Source organism: Algimonas porphyrae, assembly GCF_041429795.1.
GTDB lineage: Bacteria > Pseudomonadota > Alphaproteobacteria > Caulobacterales > Maricaulaceae > Litorimonas > Litorimonas porphyrae.
Window position 1 is genome coordinate 2279035 of the sequence record NZ_CP163424.1, and the last position, 16178, is coordinate 2295212.

Annotated in this window: 16 protein-coding genes and 1 tRNA gene; 5 read left to right on the forward strand and 12 right to left on the reverse strand. The window is 59.4% G+C overall.

Annotated features, from left to right (window positions below; all coding sequences use genetic code 11):
* The first annotated feature begins 34 nt into the window (after nucleotides 1-34).
* Nucleotides 35-1513: an amidophosphoribosyltransferase gene (gene purF, locus AB6B39_RS11095; protein WP_371398577.1), complete on the forward strand. Its 1479-nt coding sequence runs from the start codon at nucleotides 35-37 to the stop codon at nucleotides 1511-1513.
* Between the two features lie 9 nt (nucleotides 1514-1522).
* Entirely contained in the window at nucleotides 1523-2254 is a 732-nt protein-coding gene (locus AB6B39_RS11100) for an SDR family NAD(P)-dependent oxidoreductase (RefSeq protein ID WP_284370384.1), read from the forward strand.
* On the opposite strand, the gene ahr is transcribed toward AB6B39_RS11100, so the two are convergent.
* The 8 genes from ahr to AB6B39_RS11140 all read right to left on the reverse strand — a co-directional run bounded on the left by ahr (nucleotide 2251) and on the right by AB6B39_RS11140 (nucleotide 10319).
* Nucleotides 2251-3258: an NADPH-dependent aldehyde reductase Ahr gene (gene ahr / locus AB6B39_RS11105; protein WP_371398578.1), complete on the reverse strand. Its 1008-nt coding sequence runs from the start codon at nucleotides 3256-3258 to the stop codon at nucleotides 2251-2253. The genes AB6B39_RS11100 and ahr overlap by 4 nt on opposite strands.
* A gap of 23 nt (nucleotides 3259-3281) precedes the next feature.
* Entirely contained in the window at nucleotides 3282-3506 is a 225-nt protein-coding gene (locus AB6B39_RS11110; RefSeq protein WP_284370380.1) for a helix-turn-helix transcriptional regulator, read from the reverse strand.
* A complete protein-coding gene (locus AB6B39_RS11115) occupies nucleotides 3506-3934 on the reverse strand; it encodes a hypothetical protein (RefSeq protein ID WP_284370378.1) in 429 nt (142 codons plus the stop codon). The genes AB6B39_RS11110 and AB6B39_RS11115 overlap by 1 nt, the downstream gene beginning before the upstream one ends.
* 88 nt (nucleotides 3935-4022) lie before the next feature.
* The gene (gene der, locus AB6B39_RS11120; RefSeq protein WP_284370376.1) at nucleotides 4023-5474 is read right to left on the reverse strand and encodes a ribosome biogenesis GTPase Der; all 1452 of its coding nucleotides are present in this window, start codon (nucleotides 5472-5474) and stop codon (nucleotides 4023-4025) included.
* Nucleotides 5471-6916: a PQQ-binding-like beta-propeller repeat protein gene (locus AB6B39_RS11125; protein WP_284370374.1), complete on the reverse strand. Its 1446-nt coding sequence runs from the start codon at nucleotides 6914-6916 to the stop codon at nucleotides 5471-5473. Before AB6B39_RS11125 ends, der begins: the two co-directional genes overlap by 4 nt.
* Complete coding sequence (locus tag AB6B39_RS11130; protein WP_284370372.1) at nucleotides 6900-7604, reverse strand: tetratricopeptide repeat protein; 705 nt, start codon at nucleotides 7602-7604, stop codon at nucleotides 6900-6902. Before AB6B39_RS11130 ends, AB6B39_RS11125 begins: the two co-directional genes overlap by 17 nt.
* 136 nt (nucleotides 7605-7740) lie before the next feature.
* A complete protein-coding gene (gene panB, locus AB6B39_RS11135) occupies nucleotides 7741-8592 on the reverse strand; it encodes a 3-methyl-2-oxobutanoate hydroxymethyltransferase (protein ID WP_284370370.1) in 852 nt (283 codons plus the stop codon).
* Nucleotides 8592-10319: an acyl-CoA dehydrogenase gene (locus tag AB6B39_RS11140; RefSeq protein WP_284370368.1), complete on the reverse strand. Its 1728-nt coding sequence runs from the start codon at nucleotides 10317-10319 to the stop codon at nucleotides 8592-8594. The genes panB and AB6B39_RS11140 overlap by 1 nt, the downstream gene beginning before the upstream one ends.
* Before the next feature lie 182 nt (nucleotides 10320-10501).
* Here AB6B39_RS11140 and AB6B39_RS11145 point away from each other — a divergent pair, with 182 nt between their 5' ends.
* Complete coding sequence (locus tag AB6B39_RS11145) at nucleotides 10502-10927, forward strand: c-type cytochrome (protein ID WP_371398579.1); 426 nt, start codon at nucleotides 10502-10504, stop codon at nucleotides 10925-10927.
* A gap of 4 nt (nucleotides 10928-10931) precedes the next feature.
* Here the strand turns inward: AB6B39_RS11145 and AB6B39_RS11150 are convergent, their stop codons facing one another.
* Nucleotides 10932-11723, reverse strand: a complete 792-nt coding sequence (locus tag AB6B39_RS11150; RefSeq protein WP_284370364.1) for a hypothetical protein — start codon at nucleotides 11721-11723, stop codon at nucleotides 10932-10934.
* Between the two features lie 105 nt (nucleotides 11724-11828).
* Here AB6B39_RS11150 and AB6B39_RS11155 point away from each other — a divergent pair, with 105 nt between their 5' ends.
* Nucleotides 11829-12593 (forward strand): NAD kinase, encoded by a 765-nt coding sequence (locus AB6B39_RS11155; protein WP_284370362.1) that lies wholly within the window; start codon nucleotides 11829-11831, stop codon nucleotides 12591-12593.
* Nucleotides 12594-12626: 33 nt separating this feature from the next.
* On the opposite strand, the gene AB6B39_RS11160 is transcribed toward AB6B39_RS11155, so the two are convergent.
* The 3 genes from AB6B39_RS11160 to AB6B39_RS11170 form a co-directional block, all read right to left on the reverse strand.
* On the reverse strand, nucleotides 12627-13733 hold the full coding sequence (locus tag AB6B39_RS11160; RefSeq protein ID WP_284370360.1) for a DUF2336 domain-containing protein: 1107 nt from the start codon (nucleotides 13731-13733) through the stop codon (nucleotides 12627-12629).
* Nucleotides 13734-13863: 130 nt separating this feature from the next.
* Nucleotides 13864-13940 (reverse strand) — tRNA-His (locus tag AB6B39_RS11165).
* An 89-nt stretch (nucleotides 13941-14029) separates the two neighbouring features.
* Entirely contained in the window at nucleotides 14030-14974 is a 945-nt protein-coding gene (locus tag AB6B39_RS11170) for a M48 family metallopeptidase (RefSeq protein ID WP_284370358.1), read from the reverse strand.
* 266 nt (nucleotides 14975-15240) lie between these two features.
* Here AB6B39_RS11170 and phhA point away from each other — a divergent pair, with 266 nt between their 5' ends.
* Entirely contained in the window at nucleotides 15241-16140 is a 900-nt protein-coding gene (gene phhA, locus AB6B39_RS11175; protein ID WP_284370356.1) for a phenylalanine 4-monooxygenase, read from the forward strand.
* Nucleotides 16141-16178: the final 38 nt, after the last annotated feature.

Sequence of the window (16178 nt, forward strand, 5' to 3'; positions counted from 1 at the left end):
GGGATTTTGAAGGCCTCGCCGAGGAGATCAGGTAATGGATCAACCCGCCAACCCCACGATCGACATCGATATGGAAGATGACCGCATTCGTGAGGAATGCGGCGTCTTCGGCGTGTTCGGAGTCGATCGGGCGGCCAGCCTGACTGCGCTTGGCATGCACGCGCTGCAGCATCGCGGTCAGGAAGCCTGCGGGATTGCGGTCTGCGACGGCGAGATGTTTCATACGGAACGCCATCTCGGCCTTGTCGGTGACAATTTTACTGGCGACGATCCGGCGGACCGCCTGCCCGGTAATATCGCCATCGGACATGTGCGTTATTCGACAGCCGGCCAGACCGTGCTGCGCAATGTGCAGCCGCTTTATTCGGAACTGCACATGGGCGGCTTTGCCCTGGCCCATAATGGGCACATCACCAACGCCTATACGGTCAAGGACGCGCTGGTCGAAAAAGGCGCCCTGTTCCAGAGCACGTCCGACACAGAAGTCGTCATTCATCTGGTGGCGCGGTCGAAGGGCAAGACCTTCACGGATCGGTTCGTCTCCGCCATCCGGCAGATCGATGGCGGTTTTGCCTTTGTCGGCATGACCCGTGATGCGCTGGTAGGCGCGCGTGATCGTTTCGGCATACGCCCTTTGCTGATCGGCCGGATCGGTGACAGCTATGTACTGGCGTCCGAGACCTGTGCCTTCGACATGGTTGGCGCGGAATTCATCCGCGAGGTGGCACCGGGCGAAGTCGTCGTCATCAATGAAGACGGCATTCGCAGTTTTACGGCTTTCCCCAATGCCGAAAAACGTCCCTGCATTTTCGAATTCGTTTATTTCGCACGGCCCGATTCCATTGTGGGCGGCAAGAGCGTCTATGAGGTTCGCAAGCGGATGGGACAGAGGCTGGCACAGGAAACGCCCGCCGAGATCGATGTCGTCATTCCCGTCCCCGATAGTGGCGTTCCCGCCGCGCTGGGCTTCGCGCAGGAAACCGGAACCCCATTTGAACTCGGTATCATCCGCAACCATTATGTCGGTCGGACCTTCATCCAACCGACACAGGGCATGCGCGATATGGGTGTGCGACTGAAACATTCCGCCAACCGCGCCATGATCGAAGGCAAGCGCGTTCTTCTGGTCGACAATTCCATCGTCCGAGGCACGACCTCGACCAAGATCGTCCGCATGATCAAGGCCGCCGGGGCCAAGGAAGTTCATTTCCGATCCGCCTCGCCACCGATCAAATATCCCGATCATTACGGCATCGACATGCCGTCCAAGGATAAGCTGATCGCCGCCAATTACAGCCTCGAGGAAATGACCCACATGCTCGAAGTGGATAGCCTCGGCTTCCTCTCCATTGAAGGGCTCTACTGGGCGATGGGCGAGGAATATCGCGTCGATGAAGCCCCTCAGTATACCGATCATTGCTTCACCGGCTGTTATCCGACCCCGCTCATCGACCGTGACCGCGAACGCGCCGGCGGGGCAAAGCAACTCTCCTTCCTTGTGGAAGTCGCCTAGGCAATTACCATGACAAACCCTCTTGAAGGCCGCATCACCCTGGTCACTGGGGCGTCTCGCGGTATCGGCTATTCCGCGGCCAAGGCGCTCGCCGCTGCTGGCAGCCACATCGTCGCTGTCGCCCGCACGCAAGGCGGCCTTGAAGATCTGGATGATGCGATTACGGCGGCGGGCGGCACCTGCTCGCTGGTCCCGATGGACCTGACCGATTTCGATCAGATTGACCGGCTCGGTGCGCTCTTGAATGACCGCTATGGCCGCTTGGACGGTCTGCTCTGCAATGCAGCCATTCTTGGCGGTATCACCCTGACCAACCACACGACGCCGAAGGACTGGATGCAGGTGATGGATGTGAATCTGACCGCACCCTACCGGTTGATCCGGTCGATGGATCCGCTGCTGCGCGAAAGTGCTGCGGGCCGCGCCGTCTTCGTCACCAGTTCGGTCGCCCGTAGCCCGCGTGCCCATTGGGGTGCCTACGCAGCGTCCAAAGCCGGGATGGAGGCGTTCGTGCGCTGCTGGGCCGACGAAATCGAGAGCATTACCGATATCAAGGTCAACCTACTCAATCCCGGCGCGACCCGTACGCAGATGCGCGCCAAGGCGATGCCTGGCGAAAATCCCGACACACTGCCCTCACCCCAGGATCTGGCCCCACTGATTGTCGACATGCTCAGCCCGACTTTTCGGGATCACGATACGCTCGTGACTTTCCGCGAAACGCCCTACTTCAAGGGCTAGTTTTCCAGCACGATCCGGTAGCGCGCCTCGCCGGATTTTAGTCGCTTGATGGCGGTATTGCACTCCGCCATCGGGAAGGTCTCGATCATCGGCTTGATGTCGTGGCGGACGCAGAATTCCAGCATCTTCGCAACCATATCGGGCGGTCCGGTGTCAGACCCGGACACGACTCGCTGCCCGCCAATCAGGGGAAAGGCCGGGATGCCCATTGGTTCCGGCACGACGCCAACCGTGATCAGCTTCCCGTTCGGGCGCAGCGCCGACAGATAGAGCGGCCAGTTCAAGCTGACATTCACGGTTGTCAGGATGAAGTCGAAATAGCCAGCCTCGGCCTTGATCGCGGCATCGTCACGGCTGTTGACGATCCGGTGGGCACCCAACTCTGTCAATTCCGCCTCCTTGTCCATCGACGACGTGAAGGCCGTAACCTCGCAGCCCCACGCATTGGCAAACTGCACGGCCAGATGCCCCAGCCCACCAATGCCGATAATACCGACACGGTCTGTCGGCTTCAGATCGAAATCGAGAAAGGGCGCGAACACGGTGATCCCGCCGCAGAAAAGCGGCCCGGCCGATTGCAGGTCTATCCCGTCCGGCAGCGGGACGGCCCAGACATGCTGCACGCGGATGCGATCTGCAAAACCGCCATGGCCGCCAATCGTCGTGGTTCCCGTCTGGCAGCGCTGCTGTCGTCCGGACAGGCACGGTGAGCAATGCAGGCAGCTATGCGACGTCCACCCCACACCGACATTCTGACCGACGCTGAGATGGCTGACATCGTCCCCGACGGCGACGACCTCGCCGATCACCTCATGCCCCGGCACAAGTGGATACTGACTCGCGCGCCAGTCATTATTGATCATCGAAATATCGGAATGGCAGAGACCGGACGCCAAGATCTTGATCTCAACTTCATCCGCCGCAATCGGACCTGGATCATAGGTGAAGGGCTCGAGTGTGCCGCCAGCTTCGATCGCCGCATAGGCTTTGAATTCAGTCATCATAGTCTCCCATTTGGGTTCAGGGCTTAGTCCCATTCGCCGCTAAATTGAAACAGCTCTTCGATCGACTCTCCCAAAGCATGCGATATCCGGAATGCCAGTTCTAGCGAAGGCGAATAGCGCTGACCTTCAATGGCGATGATCGTCTGTCGCGTGGCGCCGACATGATCCCCTAACGCAGCCTGCGACAGGCCAGCCGCCTTGCGGCTATCCCGAACCCGATTGGTGATCCGGCTTTTCTTACCGCCCATCAGAGTACCCGGCGATAGCTGAAAAGGCGCAACCCATATTCGATCAGACTGGCAATGATGAGCGAAATGAAAATGCCGTGAAACATCAAATCGCCATTCGGGAAGACAAGATAGTTGAGCAGACAGGTTATCACGCCAACAGCGAAGACGATTCCGCTCCAATGGCCGGCAAAGTGAATGACGGCCCGGTCACGCTCATCCCGCGTCTCAGTGGCTTCCGAGGGATTGCTCAAGGCGACGATAATATGCGTGATAATCGATAGAATGATGACCACGACAGTGAACGCAATCACAAAGGGCGCCGGCGGAATGATCACACCCGCTCGGAACCAAGCCGACAGGACGGGCCCCAGATAAACGACCGACGCCAATCCCAGCGCCAGAATCATCGCCCATGCAGATTTTTCATTGAAAGACATATGTCCCATACCTCGACTCCATGTAAGATATACCTTACATAGGCAAACGTGAGGGAATGTCAAATATGCCTTACATTCGAGCTGTAATTCGCAGTGGTCAGTCTCGGGCGTTGTTGGGGGTTCGGCGCTGGCGTCCCGTGCGGTTCTTTTCGTGATAGGGATTGTCATCCGACTTGACGATCATGCGAATGGGAATTCCAGGCAGGGAGAAATCCTCCCGCAAGCCATTGATCAGATAGCGTTTATAGCTTTCCGGTAGTTTATCGGCGCGCGAGCATTTCAGCACGAAAGTCGGCGGGCGGGTCTTAGTCTGACTGATATATTTCGGCTTTACACGACGGCCAGCGACCGCGGGCGGTGGGTGCTTGGCCACTTTCTCCGTCAGCCAGTCATTGAGCTCCGACGTCTTGATTTTCGCCGACCAGTCATTGTGGATGCGTTCGATCGCGGGCAGCAGCCGGTCCACGCTCTTGCCCGTCAGGCCGGAAAACATGACGACCGGAACGCCGCCAAATTGCGGCAGGAGGCGTCCCGCCATTTCGCGCAGTGCTTTGGAAGTCTCGGATTTTTCCTCGACCAGATCCCACTTTGTCACACCGATAACCATTGCGCGGCCTTCGCGTTCGACCAGGCTGGCAAGTTGCAAATCCTGCTTATCGAAAGGACTTGTCGCATCCATCAGCAGCACGACGACCTGTGCGAACCTCAGGGCGCGGATCGTGTCCGACACGCTCATCTTCTCCAGCGTTTCCTGAACCTTAGCCTTCTTGCGCAGACCTGCCGTATCGTGAAACTGAACGCGCCGACCCTGCCAGATATGGTCGATCGTGATACTGTCGCGAGTCACCCCGGCTTCGGGCCCTGTCAGCAGGCGCTCCTTGCCGATCAGCGTATTGATTAGCGTCGATTTGCCCGCATTTGGACGTCCAACAATTGCGATGCGCACAGGCGCTTCGACAGTCTGGATTTCTGCCGGTTCAGTCAGATCGACGCCGCGCAATGCCAATTCGATCGCATCGTCCAGATCGACGATCCCGATATTGTGCTCGGCTGAGACCTCGATCGGGTCACCCATGCCCAGCGAATAGCCTTCTGTAATACCGACATCGGCGGCGGAGCTTTCCACCTTATTGGCCACCAGAACGGTCGGTTTACCGCTCTTGCGGACAAATTCGGCGAAAATCCGGTCCAGCGCCGTAATCCCGGCGCGCGCATCATAGACGAACAGCACGATGTCGGCGTCCATCACCGCCCCTTCCGTGCCGGCCCGCATGCGCGCTTCCAGCTTGTCGCCGCGCGCATTCTCGAACCCAGCTGTATCCAGCAGGGTCATGTCGTGGCCGCGCAGCTTCGATTTCGCTTCACGTACGTCGCGCGTCACGCCGGGTGTATCGTCGACAATGGCCAGCTTCTTACCAGCCAGACGATTGAACAGGGTCGACTTCCCAACATTGGGACGGCCCACGACGGCGATGCGCGGGGCCCTGATTTTCAGTGGCGCGCTTGGTTCGCCTGCATCGACATCCGGCTCTTCAGACTGTTCGCTCACCGCAAGGCAATCAGATTGGCTTTATTATCAAGGAAATAGACCGTCTCATTGGCAATGATCGGCGGCACCATGACGGCTTCGCCGATCTTGCGCTCCCCAATGATCGACCCGTCATAAGGATTGATGATCAGGGCACGACCGCGCGATGAGACGACGACCAACCGCTCGCCAGCCAGAACAGGTCCTGACCAGACGATCCGGTCCTTGCGCTTTTCCGGCTTGCGGAATGTTTCGAGTTGCTGTGTCCATTTGACCGTCCCGTCGATCTTCGACAGGGCCGCGACCTTGCCGTCAGTGGTCATGGTGAACACGACATCGCCGGCGACCCAGGGCATGCCGATCGATCCGGCTGGCTGGGTCCAGACCCGTTGCCCGGTGCGGAAATCAAAAGCTGTCATCACGCCCGACTGCGCGGTCGCGATCACATAGCCGTCGGCCACGACCGGACCGAAAGCGATATCGTTAAGGGCTGCCAGAGGCGTCAGTCGGGCCGATGACGCCAATGCGTCCTGCCACAACACGCCGCCATTCTGGGTCCGCAGCGCAACGATTTCACCTGATGAGAAAGGCGCGATCACCACATCATTGTCGACCGCTGGAGCAGGAACGGTCAGCATCCGCGCCGTTTCGACAATACCCTGATATGTCCAGAGCGTCGCTCCATTATCAGATGCGTCGAACGCCATGATCTCATTATCGTCGGTCACGGCATAAATCCGGCCTTCTGCCACGGTCGGCGCGGAATGGATCGGAACGCGGATCGCACGGCGCCATTTCTGCGCGCCGGACGCCGGGTCGAGTGCGAGCAGCACCCCGAGACCCGACGTCACATAGAGCGTGCCTTCATCATAGGCGAGACCGCCGCCAACACCATTCTTGTCCGTCCCGTCGCCTTCGAAGAAGGAGCGCGGGTCCCGCACACGGTCGATAATCGACAGGCCGCGCGTCCGGGTACGTTCGCCTTCCGTCACCTCGATCTCCATCTGCCACAGGCGATCGCCGGATTGTTCGTTATAGGCACGGACCCGGTTGCGGGAATCCATCACGTAAATGACACCATTGGCAATGACGGGCGGTGCGGCGACAAAGCCCTTGCGGCCCGACCCTTCGCCGATGTCCCGTTTCCACACACGCTCCAGCGGTCCGGATGCGCCGGTATGCTGCACGACATGGGCGGTATTGCCGCCCACTTGCGGCCAGTCCGTATTCACATAGGGCGGCGGCAGGACGACAGGCTGCGCCAGACCGTCCGGCGCAGGAAGCAGCGTATCGTTCAATTCCAGAATGGAAATCCGGCGATCATCGCCAGCCACATTTCCCTGATCCGGACCAACGCCGCCGAACGGGTTGATCGCACTCAGCGTCGAACAGCCGGACAGAAAAACCGCTGCCAGCAGGGCCAAGCCAGTGTGTCTGAAGGTCAAATCAGGGCGTTTCATCATTAGTGTCTTCCGGGGCCGGTAATGTCGGTTCTTCACCGGACTGACTGGCCGTGTTCATGAGAATAAGCGCCTGCTCGGCACGGCGGGCCACCGTGTCCGGCACGCCCGGGATCGTATCGAGATAGGAAAACTCGGCGCGCGCGCGTTCCAGATCGCCCTGATTGAGGGCAGCGGTCGCGATCAGTTCCCGCGCCAGAAATTCATAAGGCGCGCCTTGCGCGGCCAGCTGTCCGGCCCGCTGATCGACATCGGACCAGTCGCCGCGATTGGCAACCACATAGGCCGCTTTCAGCGACGCCAGTTGTACGTGACGATCTTCGTCGAAACGGGCTGCGGCTGCATCGTAAAGACGGATTGCCTCCGCCTCATTGCCGCTTTCGGCGGCGATGATCGCGGCGCGCATCAGCGACAGACCGGCATAACCGTCAGGCGCGACATCGGCGAGTTTTAGAAAGGCTTGACTGGCCTGTTGAGTATTCCCTTCCTGCAGCAAATCGTCAGCCGCAAGATAGGAGAACCCAGCCGCACGGGCAGAGCGCTCATTGCTGTAATCGCGCCATTCCATCCACGCGACCAGAAGTACGACACCGATGAGCAGGCCGATGATCAACGGCCCGTATTTCCGCAGGAACTTGTTGTAATCGTCCTTGCGAAGTTCCTCTTCGACCTCGGAAATGAAATCGACCATGATCGTCCCGATTTTAGGCCGCGTCTTCGCCCGATCCGGGTGCGGCGTTTTCGTCGTTCGCTCTAGCTACGCGCCTGCCGGGCTGCAACCGATAACGGCATGACGTTTCATTCAGACTGTCGCGCCCTGCTGGCGATCAATCCTTGAAAATATAAAGGTTCTCATCCCGTGGGAAGGACCGGTCCGCCACATCGTCCGCATATTGGCGCACAGCGGTATCGATTTGGGCACGCATATCGCCGAACTTGTGAACGAATTTCGGCACCCGGTCGAACAGGCCCAGCATGTCGGGCGTGACAAGAATTTGTCCGTCACACCGTGGCGACGCGCCGATACCAATAGTCGGAATGTCGACGGCCTGGGTCACCCGGTCGGCGATCTTGGCTGATACGCCTTCCACAACAACTGCAAAAGACCCGGCCTTGGAGGCCTGCTCGGCGTTGCGAACGATCTCGTCAGCAACAGCCTGACGTCGTCCCCGCGCCTTGAACCCGCCCAGCACATGCATGCTCTGCGGGCGCAGGCCGACATGGCTCATTACCGGGATGCCGCGCTCGACCAGATAGGCGATCGTGTCTGCGGCGTAGGAGCCTGATTCGATCTTCACGGCCTGGCAACCCGTTTCCATCATCACGCGCGATGCAGAAGCAAAAGCCGTCTCCGGCGTTCCTTCATAGGAACCGAACGGCAGGTCGACGACAACGAGCGCCGTTTTCGAGCCGCGCATTACGGCCTGACCATGCAGGATCATCATGTCGAGCGTCACACCAACCGTACTCGGCAAGCCGTGCACAACCATACCAACCGAATCGCCGACCAGAATCAGGTCGCAATGCGGATCGATGATTTCAGCCGTCGGCGCGTCATAGGCCGTCAGACAGACGACTGGATCGCCGCCCTTGCGCGCCGTGATCTGCGGAGCCGTAATCCGACGCGTCCGTTTGACAGGCCGCGAATGAGGGCGCGTATTCTGTGGCTGTGCCGACATTACAGGTCCGCCAGTCGGGCGCGGGGAAAGTCGAACACTGGATCGGCGCCCGCGCGGATCGATTCCAGCATACCGTCCGCCATCGGCATGATCGACAGGGCATGATAGCGTGCCAGGCTGGCCATAGCTGGAGCCTGATCGTCGCCGCTGGCGAGTCCTTTCGCGACGGTCAGCGCCAGATAGCAACCGCTGATGACATGCGCACAGAGTGACAGATAGTCCGAGGCCACACCGAGCGCATCCAGTTCGCTGGCATTCAGAACGATATCCGTTGCCACGGACATTGTCTCCAGACCCTTATCCATCGCAGCTGCGCAGACCGAGAGGTCGCTGCCGGAGGCAGACTTCACCTCAGTAATACCGGCACGGAGATCCGCGATTAGCGCGCGCATCGCCTCGCCGCCATCGCGCCTCAATTTGCGTCCGATCAGGTCGATAGCCTGAATCCCGTTCGTGCCCTCATAGATCGGTGCAATGCGGGAATCGCGATAATGCTGCGCGGCCCCGGTTTCTTCGACATAACCCATACCGCCATGCACCTGCACGGCGATGCTTGTGACCTCAACGCCTGTGTCGGAGCCATAGGACTTGGCGATCGGCGTCAGCAGCCCTTCCCGGTCATGATGGCCCAGGTCAGACGCTTCGGCTGTGGCCAGACAGATGGTGCGCGCTCCCATCAGTTTGGCTTTCATGTCGATCAGCATGCGGCGCACATCGGGATGATCGAGGATGGGCGCGCCGGCGTCCTGCCCGGGTGGGATGCCTTGCACGCGCTCTTGCGCATAATCGAGGGCGGCTTGATAGGCCCGTTCCCCAATGGCGACGCCCTGAACGCCGACGAATAACCGCGCTTCGTTCATCATGGTGAACATGCAGGCCAGGCCACGATTGACTTCGCCGACCAGATAGCCGGTCGCGGCGTTGAACTCCATTACGCAGGTCGGGCTGCCGTGAATGCCGATCTTATGTTCCAGGCCGATCGGTCGAAACGCATTTCGCTCGCCCAGAGCGCCATCCGCCTCGACATGATATTTGGGACAGAGGAACAGCGAGATACCGCGCGATCCGGGCGGACTGTCAGGCAGACGCGCGAGGACAAGATGGATGATATTATCTGCGCAGTCGTGATCGCCCCAAGTGATATAGATTTTTTGTCCGGTGATCGCATAGGTGCCGTCGCCATTATCCTCCGCCTTGGTGCGCACGGGGCCCAGGTCGGATCCCGCCTGCGGTTCGGTCAGGCACATGGCCCCGGTCCATTCTCCGGCCAGCATTTTCGGCAAATAGGTCGCTTTCAGCGCCTCATCGGCATGCGCCTCGATGGCTTTCACCGCCGAGCTGGTCAGCATCGGGCACAGCCCCAGTGCCATATTCGCTGCATAGAGCATCTCGTTCGTGGCAACGCTGACAGCGCTCGGAAGGCCCATGCCGCCAATCGCGCTCGGCATGGCGACGGTTTGCCATCCGCCCTCGACGAACTGGTGATAGGCGTCCCTGAACCCCGGTGAAGCAGTCACATTGCCGTCTGACAGTGTCGCCGGATTCTGGTCCCCATCCCAATTGGTGGGTGCAATGACATCGCGCGCGAAATCGGAGGCGCCGCCCAAAATCGCGTCCAGAAGATCGGGCGGTGTCTCTTCGAATGCGCCTGTCCGGGCGATCGCTTCGAAGTCGACGCCGTGGCGCAGAAGAAAGCCAATCGCATTGACGGGCGGCGTAAAGCTCATGGAAGTGACTCCGATCAAAATGTCGGCAGAATTTGCCGGGCAGAAACGCTAGGGGGCTATGCCACGGCTTTGGTCCCGCTTAACAGAAGAAAAAGTGCTGCATTTCGACCTTATTGAAACGCCTCGTCTCAGGTTCAGAAATTATCATGCGTTCAGGAATTATGATGTCAAACCGCCTTTTCATGCTTGCAGCCGCACTTGTCATCACAGGCTGCGGTGGCTCAGAACCGGACAACACTGCGACTGAGACGACAACCGCACCGGCCGCGACCACGCAAACGGCCAAGCCGGAGATGACGCCGATGGAACGCGGCGCGATTCTCTATAAGCGCTGCCGCGCCTGTCACACGCTGGACGATGGTGGACGGCACAAGGTCGGCCCGAACCTCTGGAACATTTACGGGCGAACCGCCGGAACCATGGAGGGCTTCAACTATTCCAAGTCCATGACGGCCTCCGAGATCGTCTGGACGGACGAAACACTGTCCGACTATATCGAAAACCCGTCGAAATATATTGCAGGCAACCGGATGAGTTTCGTTGGCTTGCGCAAAGCAGAGGATCGCGCGGCCCTGCTGGAATATCTGCGGGCGGAAACGGGCGGCTGACGCCCTAGAATTTCGTCCAGACGCCAAGCTTCAAGCCGCTTTCGGACACGGTGTTTCGTCCCGTCACCAAGCTGACATAGCCGATTTCGACGTAATTGCGCCCGCGCAGGCGATAGACGACAGAGCCTTCCACCTCCACGCGCTCCTGACGCGCCAGGGGGAAATTTTCGAACACGCCTCCCGCCACATCCGTATACCGGACTTTCCCGATCAGCTTGACCCGGTCGAGCGGATCGGCCCCGACCGTCAGCTGGGAGAATGCCCCGGCATAGCCTCCGTCGAGATCCAATCGACCTGCCATCTGTGCTTCTGCAAACAGATTGATCCCGCCCCATGTCCGGCTCTCGCCCCATAGACCTCGCAGCTCCACCACCGGTTCGCGGTTCTCGATCGTTAGCAGCTTTGGCGGAAGATCGATGCCAGCGAAATAGCTGGCCGACAGCGCGACGGCATGCCCTTCCTTGCGCCGCAGCTGGTATTGCAGTCCGAACGACACAGTTGAGGGATCTGAAAAGGACACATTAACGCCAGGGCCGACAATTGTCGCGTCCTGCCAGTCGAAGGTCCCGATCAGGGCGAGCCTGTCCGTCAGGCCCAGTTTCGCGAATGTCTGCGTGACCGTCTTGCTATACTGATCCAGACGAAAGGTCTGATCGAACTCATTGCTGGCGCTGTCAGCAGAAAGAAAAACCTGCGCGCTGATAATTTCCCCGTGCCAGGCTTCAGGGTTCCATGCGGAGGCCTGCGCCGTACTGGCGAACAGGGCACTCAAGGCGACACCGGCAAAAGATTTCAAGACCCCCCACACAGGCTGATCATATTCATCTCGCCTCGACCCGGTCAAATGCTATAGCGGCAAAGCGCCGCCTGCTCGGCGCTGTCGAGTTCGAAGGACCAGCGCATGAAAATCGCCTTCACCGCGAGTGACAAGCCCGGTGCGAAGTCCGTCATGCAGGGCCTCGTCGCCCAATATGGCAATGTCGATGCCGGCGATGCGGACGTTATCGTACCGATCGGCGGCGACGGCTTCATGCTGCGAACGCTCCGCCGCCATATGTCGCTGGTCAAGCGCGGCCTTCCCGTCTTCGGAATGAACCGGGGCACGATCGGTTTTCTGATGAACCGCATGGACACGGACGATCTGCCGGACCGGATTGCCGCCGCCAAACAGGCGACGGTCTCGCCACTGAAAATGGATGCCGTATCTGCCGGCGGTCAGGTATCGGAACTGGCCTTCAACGAAGTATCGCTATTCCGGCAGACGCAACAGGCAGCCCATATTCGTGTCAGCGTGGATGGACTGGTCCGGCTGGAACATTTGATGGCAGACGGTGTTCTGGTTGCGACGCCAGCCGGATCGACAGCCTATAATCTATCGGCGCATGGCCCGGTCATTCCGCTCGGGGCCGACGTTCTGGCGCTAACCCCCATCAGCGCTTTTCGTCCGCGACGCTGGCGCGGAGCGCTGCTACCGAATACGGCCCAAGTGCGTCTCGACGTACTCGAACCTGAACGGCGTCCGGTCTCGGCGTCCGCCGACAATCAGGAAATCCGGCATGTCGAGCAGGTCTTTATCGCGCAGGATATGGCAACCACGATCACATTGCTGTTCGACGCCGATCACGGGCTGGATGAGAAGATTTTACGTGAACAGTTCTCAACCTGACGTCAGGCGCATTGTTGAAATCGCACGAAACCCCTAGATCGGAACGGCCCGCGGCCCCAGACCTTCGTCAAGCCAGTCGAGCCAGAGCTCCCCGAACCTGTCAGCTGCTGGATGTGTGGCGATACGTTCGGCCATGGTCCGCTGGAACCGGCTGCGCGTGACGCGGGATCCGCTGCGCTCCATCGCGTTGTAGGCATCCGCACTGGCGAGCAGTAATGTCTGCGCAGCCTCTCCCATCCGCGCGCGGCGCATCAACGCCGAGAGACCATAGCTTTGCGTGTCCAGAACCATCATCGCGGCCTTGGCCGGGGTGACCTGTGCCAAATGGGCCAATGCAACCTGAACGAAACGCCAGTCTCCCTGCCCCGCTGCGCGTGCCAGAACGTCTTCCGTTAACGTCCGCTTGGACATCATCGCCGTCACATAGGCATTCATGGCCTGGGCAGACCATTCGGATGTTGCCCACCCCGCCTTGGCCCGGCTGGCCGTATCTTGTGTCAGCGTCGCTGCATGCTGTGTGTGCGGCGTCAGCGCGCCTTCGACCGATACAGCTTGGAGGTCGATCAGGCGCACGGCCAGATCCTGCGGCATATCATGACGCCGCAGCGACGCCTCCAGAATCAGATCGTCAACGCTGGACAGTTCGACTAGTCGCGCCGCATCGTTGCGCGAAATCAGGGCGCTGTCATTCGCGGCCAGAACGGCAATCGCTGGGCGATCATTCGTGTCGATCAATTCGGCACTAACCTGTCGCGACAGGCCGCGTCGTTCTGCAATCGCCCGCACTTTGTTAGCGGCGCGCGAGCGCAGAACGGCAATCAGGTCTTCATCCGTTACGACGGGCGATGAGGAGAGTATCGGCGCCGCGATCGTGTCGATATCGGCAATCAGGCGGTTCGCCACTTCGCGCGGGAGATTGTCCGACAGTCGCAGCGTGATGGCGAGCGCGCGCCGCACTTCTTCGCAGACATCCTGTGATAGAATATCGAACAGCGTTTCGGACAGGCGTCTCTGTGTATCGCTGAGATCGGCATCACGGATCAAACGGCCGATCGCCTGTGTGGCGAGCGCACGGCTTTCGACCGTATCTGCCGACACAGCCTGCTTGATAAGCGTATCCGATACAGGGCCCAGAGGCACGGCTAACTCCGAAATGTTCAGGGATCACGTAGAACGATCAGGGTTAATCGGGTGTTACGACGCGGAGATGATGCGCATGCAGACGCAACCAGAAAAGCCGATTGCAATGGCAACTATCATCGAAGGGAAATGGTACCGCCTCCTGGATTCGAACCAGGGGCCTCTTGCGCCACAAGCAAGCGCTCTAACCTACTGAGCTAAGGCGGCATCCCAATGCGGGCGCCCCTCTAATACAGGGGCGCAGGCGCTTCAAGCGCCGAATACGGCTCGGCGTGCTTTGTGTCGGAGTGCTGGGCCTATGCGTCTTCGGGAATGTCGAGCGACCGGTAACCCCGGCTGCCAAGCTTTTCCTGTGCCGTAATGTAGTCGGACAGTTCTCGCGCCCGGCGTTCCGGCGTCGGATGGGTCGAGAGGAATTCCGGGCCGCGGGAACCACCGCTTTCTGCGCCCATTTTCTCCCACAAACGCACGGCCTGATATGGATCATACCCTGATTTCGCCATGTAGCGGACGCCGAGACGATCGGACTCCAGCTCCTGTCGGCGACCATAGGGCAGCGCCACGCCGAGCATGAAGCCGAGGCCGAGCGCCTGTTGCAAATAGGCCGTATTGCGGCGCGCACTGTTGACGCAATTATTATACTCCGCGCGCGTGCGAGACTTGTCACAATTCTTGCCCAGCTGCGTACCTGCGAGTATCGTGCCGCCCGCGACGGCTAACTGTCCGGCGACCTGCTGACTGTAACGCTCAGCGGCGTGACGTCCGGCCACGTGTCCCACTTCGTGACCCATGATAGCGGCGATCTGGTCGTCATTATCAGTGAAATCCATCATACCCTTATAGAAGCCGACCCGGTTGCCGGGCAGAACAAACGCATTCTTCGTATCGGTGTCGAACACGGCATAGTCCCAACGCTGGTTAGAGCGACCCGCACCCCGCGAAATGCGGTTGCCGATATTTTTGAGGCGCGATGTATAGCGTGGGTCATTGGAGGTCGGAGTTTGTTGCTTGACGGCGGTCCAACTCTGCGCCGCCGCTTGTGCCAGCTGGGCATCGCTCGGGGCCAGGCCGACAAACTGCCTGCGACCCGTTTCCGGATTCGTCGCGCAGCTCGTCAGGCCGCCACTAGCGGCTGCGACAGACCCGACGCCAAGATATTGGAGGAATTTGCGGCGATACAGAGCCTGTGGATCCGGGTGGGACGCCGTCTCGGTCGGGGTCTGGGAATGGGCGTTGCACATGGGCGGGTCTCCTCAACCGGATTTAATCTGTCGCTATGGTCTAACGATCTTTATGGAACATGGTTCCTGAATGGCACCTGTCGGGCAAGGCCCAATCGAAAAATTCAATAAGTCGGTCGGTACGTGATCAACCCATTCCTGAAGACATAATTTTATGGCAGTCGGCAATTTACAGGCATGGCATGATTGCCAGACATCGATTCACCGCATAATCCGGTCTGCAAATACGGCCAGTCCCGGCTATCGATCTCTCAGGAGGCGACCTTATGGGCGTGCATGACCCCGTCATCGATGAACAGACACCGGCCAGCGATTTCACGATCGAGCAGCGCTGGGACCGGTATACGACGGAAGAACACGCCGTCTGGGACACGCTCTATGCCCGACAGATCTCGATTCTGAAGAACCGGGCCGTTGATGAATTCCACCACGGCCTTGGATTGCTGGATCTGGGATCCGGTGGCATCCCCGATCTATCGGATATAAACCCGAAGTTGAAAGCGCTGACAGGCTGGGAAGTCGTGATGGTGCCGCATCTTGTCCCTGACGATGTGTTTTTCGATCATTTGGCCAATCGCCGCTTTCCATCCGGACGTTTCATCCGCAAACGCAGTCAGCTCGACTATCTCGAAGAACCAGACATTTTCCATGATATTTTCGGTCATGTGCCGATGCTGACCCTGCCGGTTTTCGCCGATTACATGCAGGCTTACGGCAAGGGCGGACAACGGGCGCAAACCATGGGACGGCTGAAGGAGCTGGCGCGTCTTTATTGGTACACAGTCGAATTTGGCCTGATTCAGCAGGCCGAGGGTCTGCGCATTTATGGCGCCGGGATCGTCAGTTCAGCTGGCGAAACGCCTTTCTGCCTGGAAAGCGACTCGCCCAACCGGATCCGTTTCGACCTGGAGCGGGTCATGCGGACAGATTACAAAATCGATGATTTCCAGCAGGTCTATTTCGTGATCGACAGTTTCGATCAGCTGCTCGACGTGACGCAGCAGGACTTCACAGCCCTCTATGAAAGGCTGGGAACAGATATGACACGCTTCGGACTAACCGACATCATCGATGCCGATGAGGTTTACCATCACGGCGACCAAGCTTACGCACAGGCCGCAGCAGCGCGCAGCCGTCATGATGCCGACGCTGGCGAGACCGAATAGAGCTTTGTAAGAATAGCCGCGTATCGAAACATGCGCGC

Excerpts from the sequence above, each read along its gene's own strand:
- purF (WP_371398577.1), top strand. The coding sequence starts at position 35 with ATGGATCAACCCGCCAACCCCACGATCGACATCGATATGGAAGATGAC.
- AB6B39_RS11100 (WP_284370384.1), top strand. The coding sequence starts at position 1,523 with ATGACAAACCCTCTTGAAGGCCGCATCACCCTGGTCACTGGGGCGTCT.
- ahr (WP_371398578.1), bottom strand. The coding sequence starts at position 3,258 with ATGATGACTGAATTCAAAGCCTATGCGGCGATCGAAGCTGGCGGCACA.
- AB6B39_RS11110 (WP_284370380.1), bottom strand. The coding sequence starts at position 3,506 with ATGGGCGGTAAGAAAAGCCGGATCACCAATCGGGTTCGGGATAGCCGC.
- AB6B39_RS11115 (WP_284370378.1), bottom strand. The coding sequence starts at position 3,934 with ATGGGACATATGTCTTTCAATGAAAAATCTGCATGGGCGATGATTCTG.
- AB6B39_RS11125 (WP_284370374.1), bottom strand. The coding sequence starts at position 6,916 with ATGATGAAACGCCCTGATTTGACCTTCAGACACACTGGCTTGGCCCTG.
- AB6B39_RS11130 (WP_284370372.1), bottom strand. The coding sequence starts at position 7,604 with ATGGTCGATTTCATTTCCGAGGTCGAAGAGGAACTTCGCAAGGACGAT.
- panB (WP_284370370.1), bottom strand. The coding sequence starts at position 8,592 with ATGTCGGCACAGCCACAGAATACGCGCCCTCATTCGCGGCCTGTCAAA.
- AB6B39_RS11140 (WP_284370368.1), bottom strand. The coding sequence starts at position 10,319 with ATGAGCTTTACGCCGCCCGTCAATGCGATTGGCTTTCTTCTGCGCCAC.
- AB6B39_RS11145 (WP_371398579.1), top strand. The coding sequence starts at position 10,502 with ATGCTTGCAGCCGCACTTGTCATCACAGGCTGCGGTGGCTCAGAACCG.
- AB6B39_RS11155 (WP_284370362.1), top strand. The coding sequence starts at position 11,829 with ATGAAAATCGCCTTCACCGCGAGTGACAAGCCCGGTGCGAAGTCCGTC.
- AB6B39_RS11170 (WP_284370358.1), bottom strand. The coding sequence starts at position 14,974 with ATGTGCAACGCCCATTCCCAGACCCCGACCGAGACGGCGTCCCACCCG.
- phhA (WP_284370356.1), top strand. The coding sequence starts at position 15,241 with ATGGGCGTGCATGACCCCGTCATCGATGAACAGACACCGGCCAGCGAT.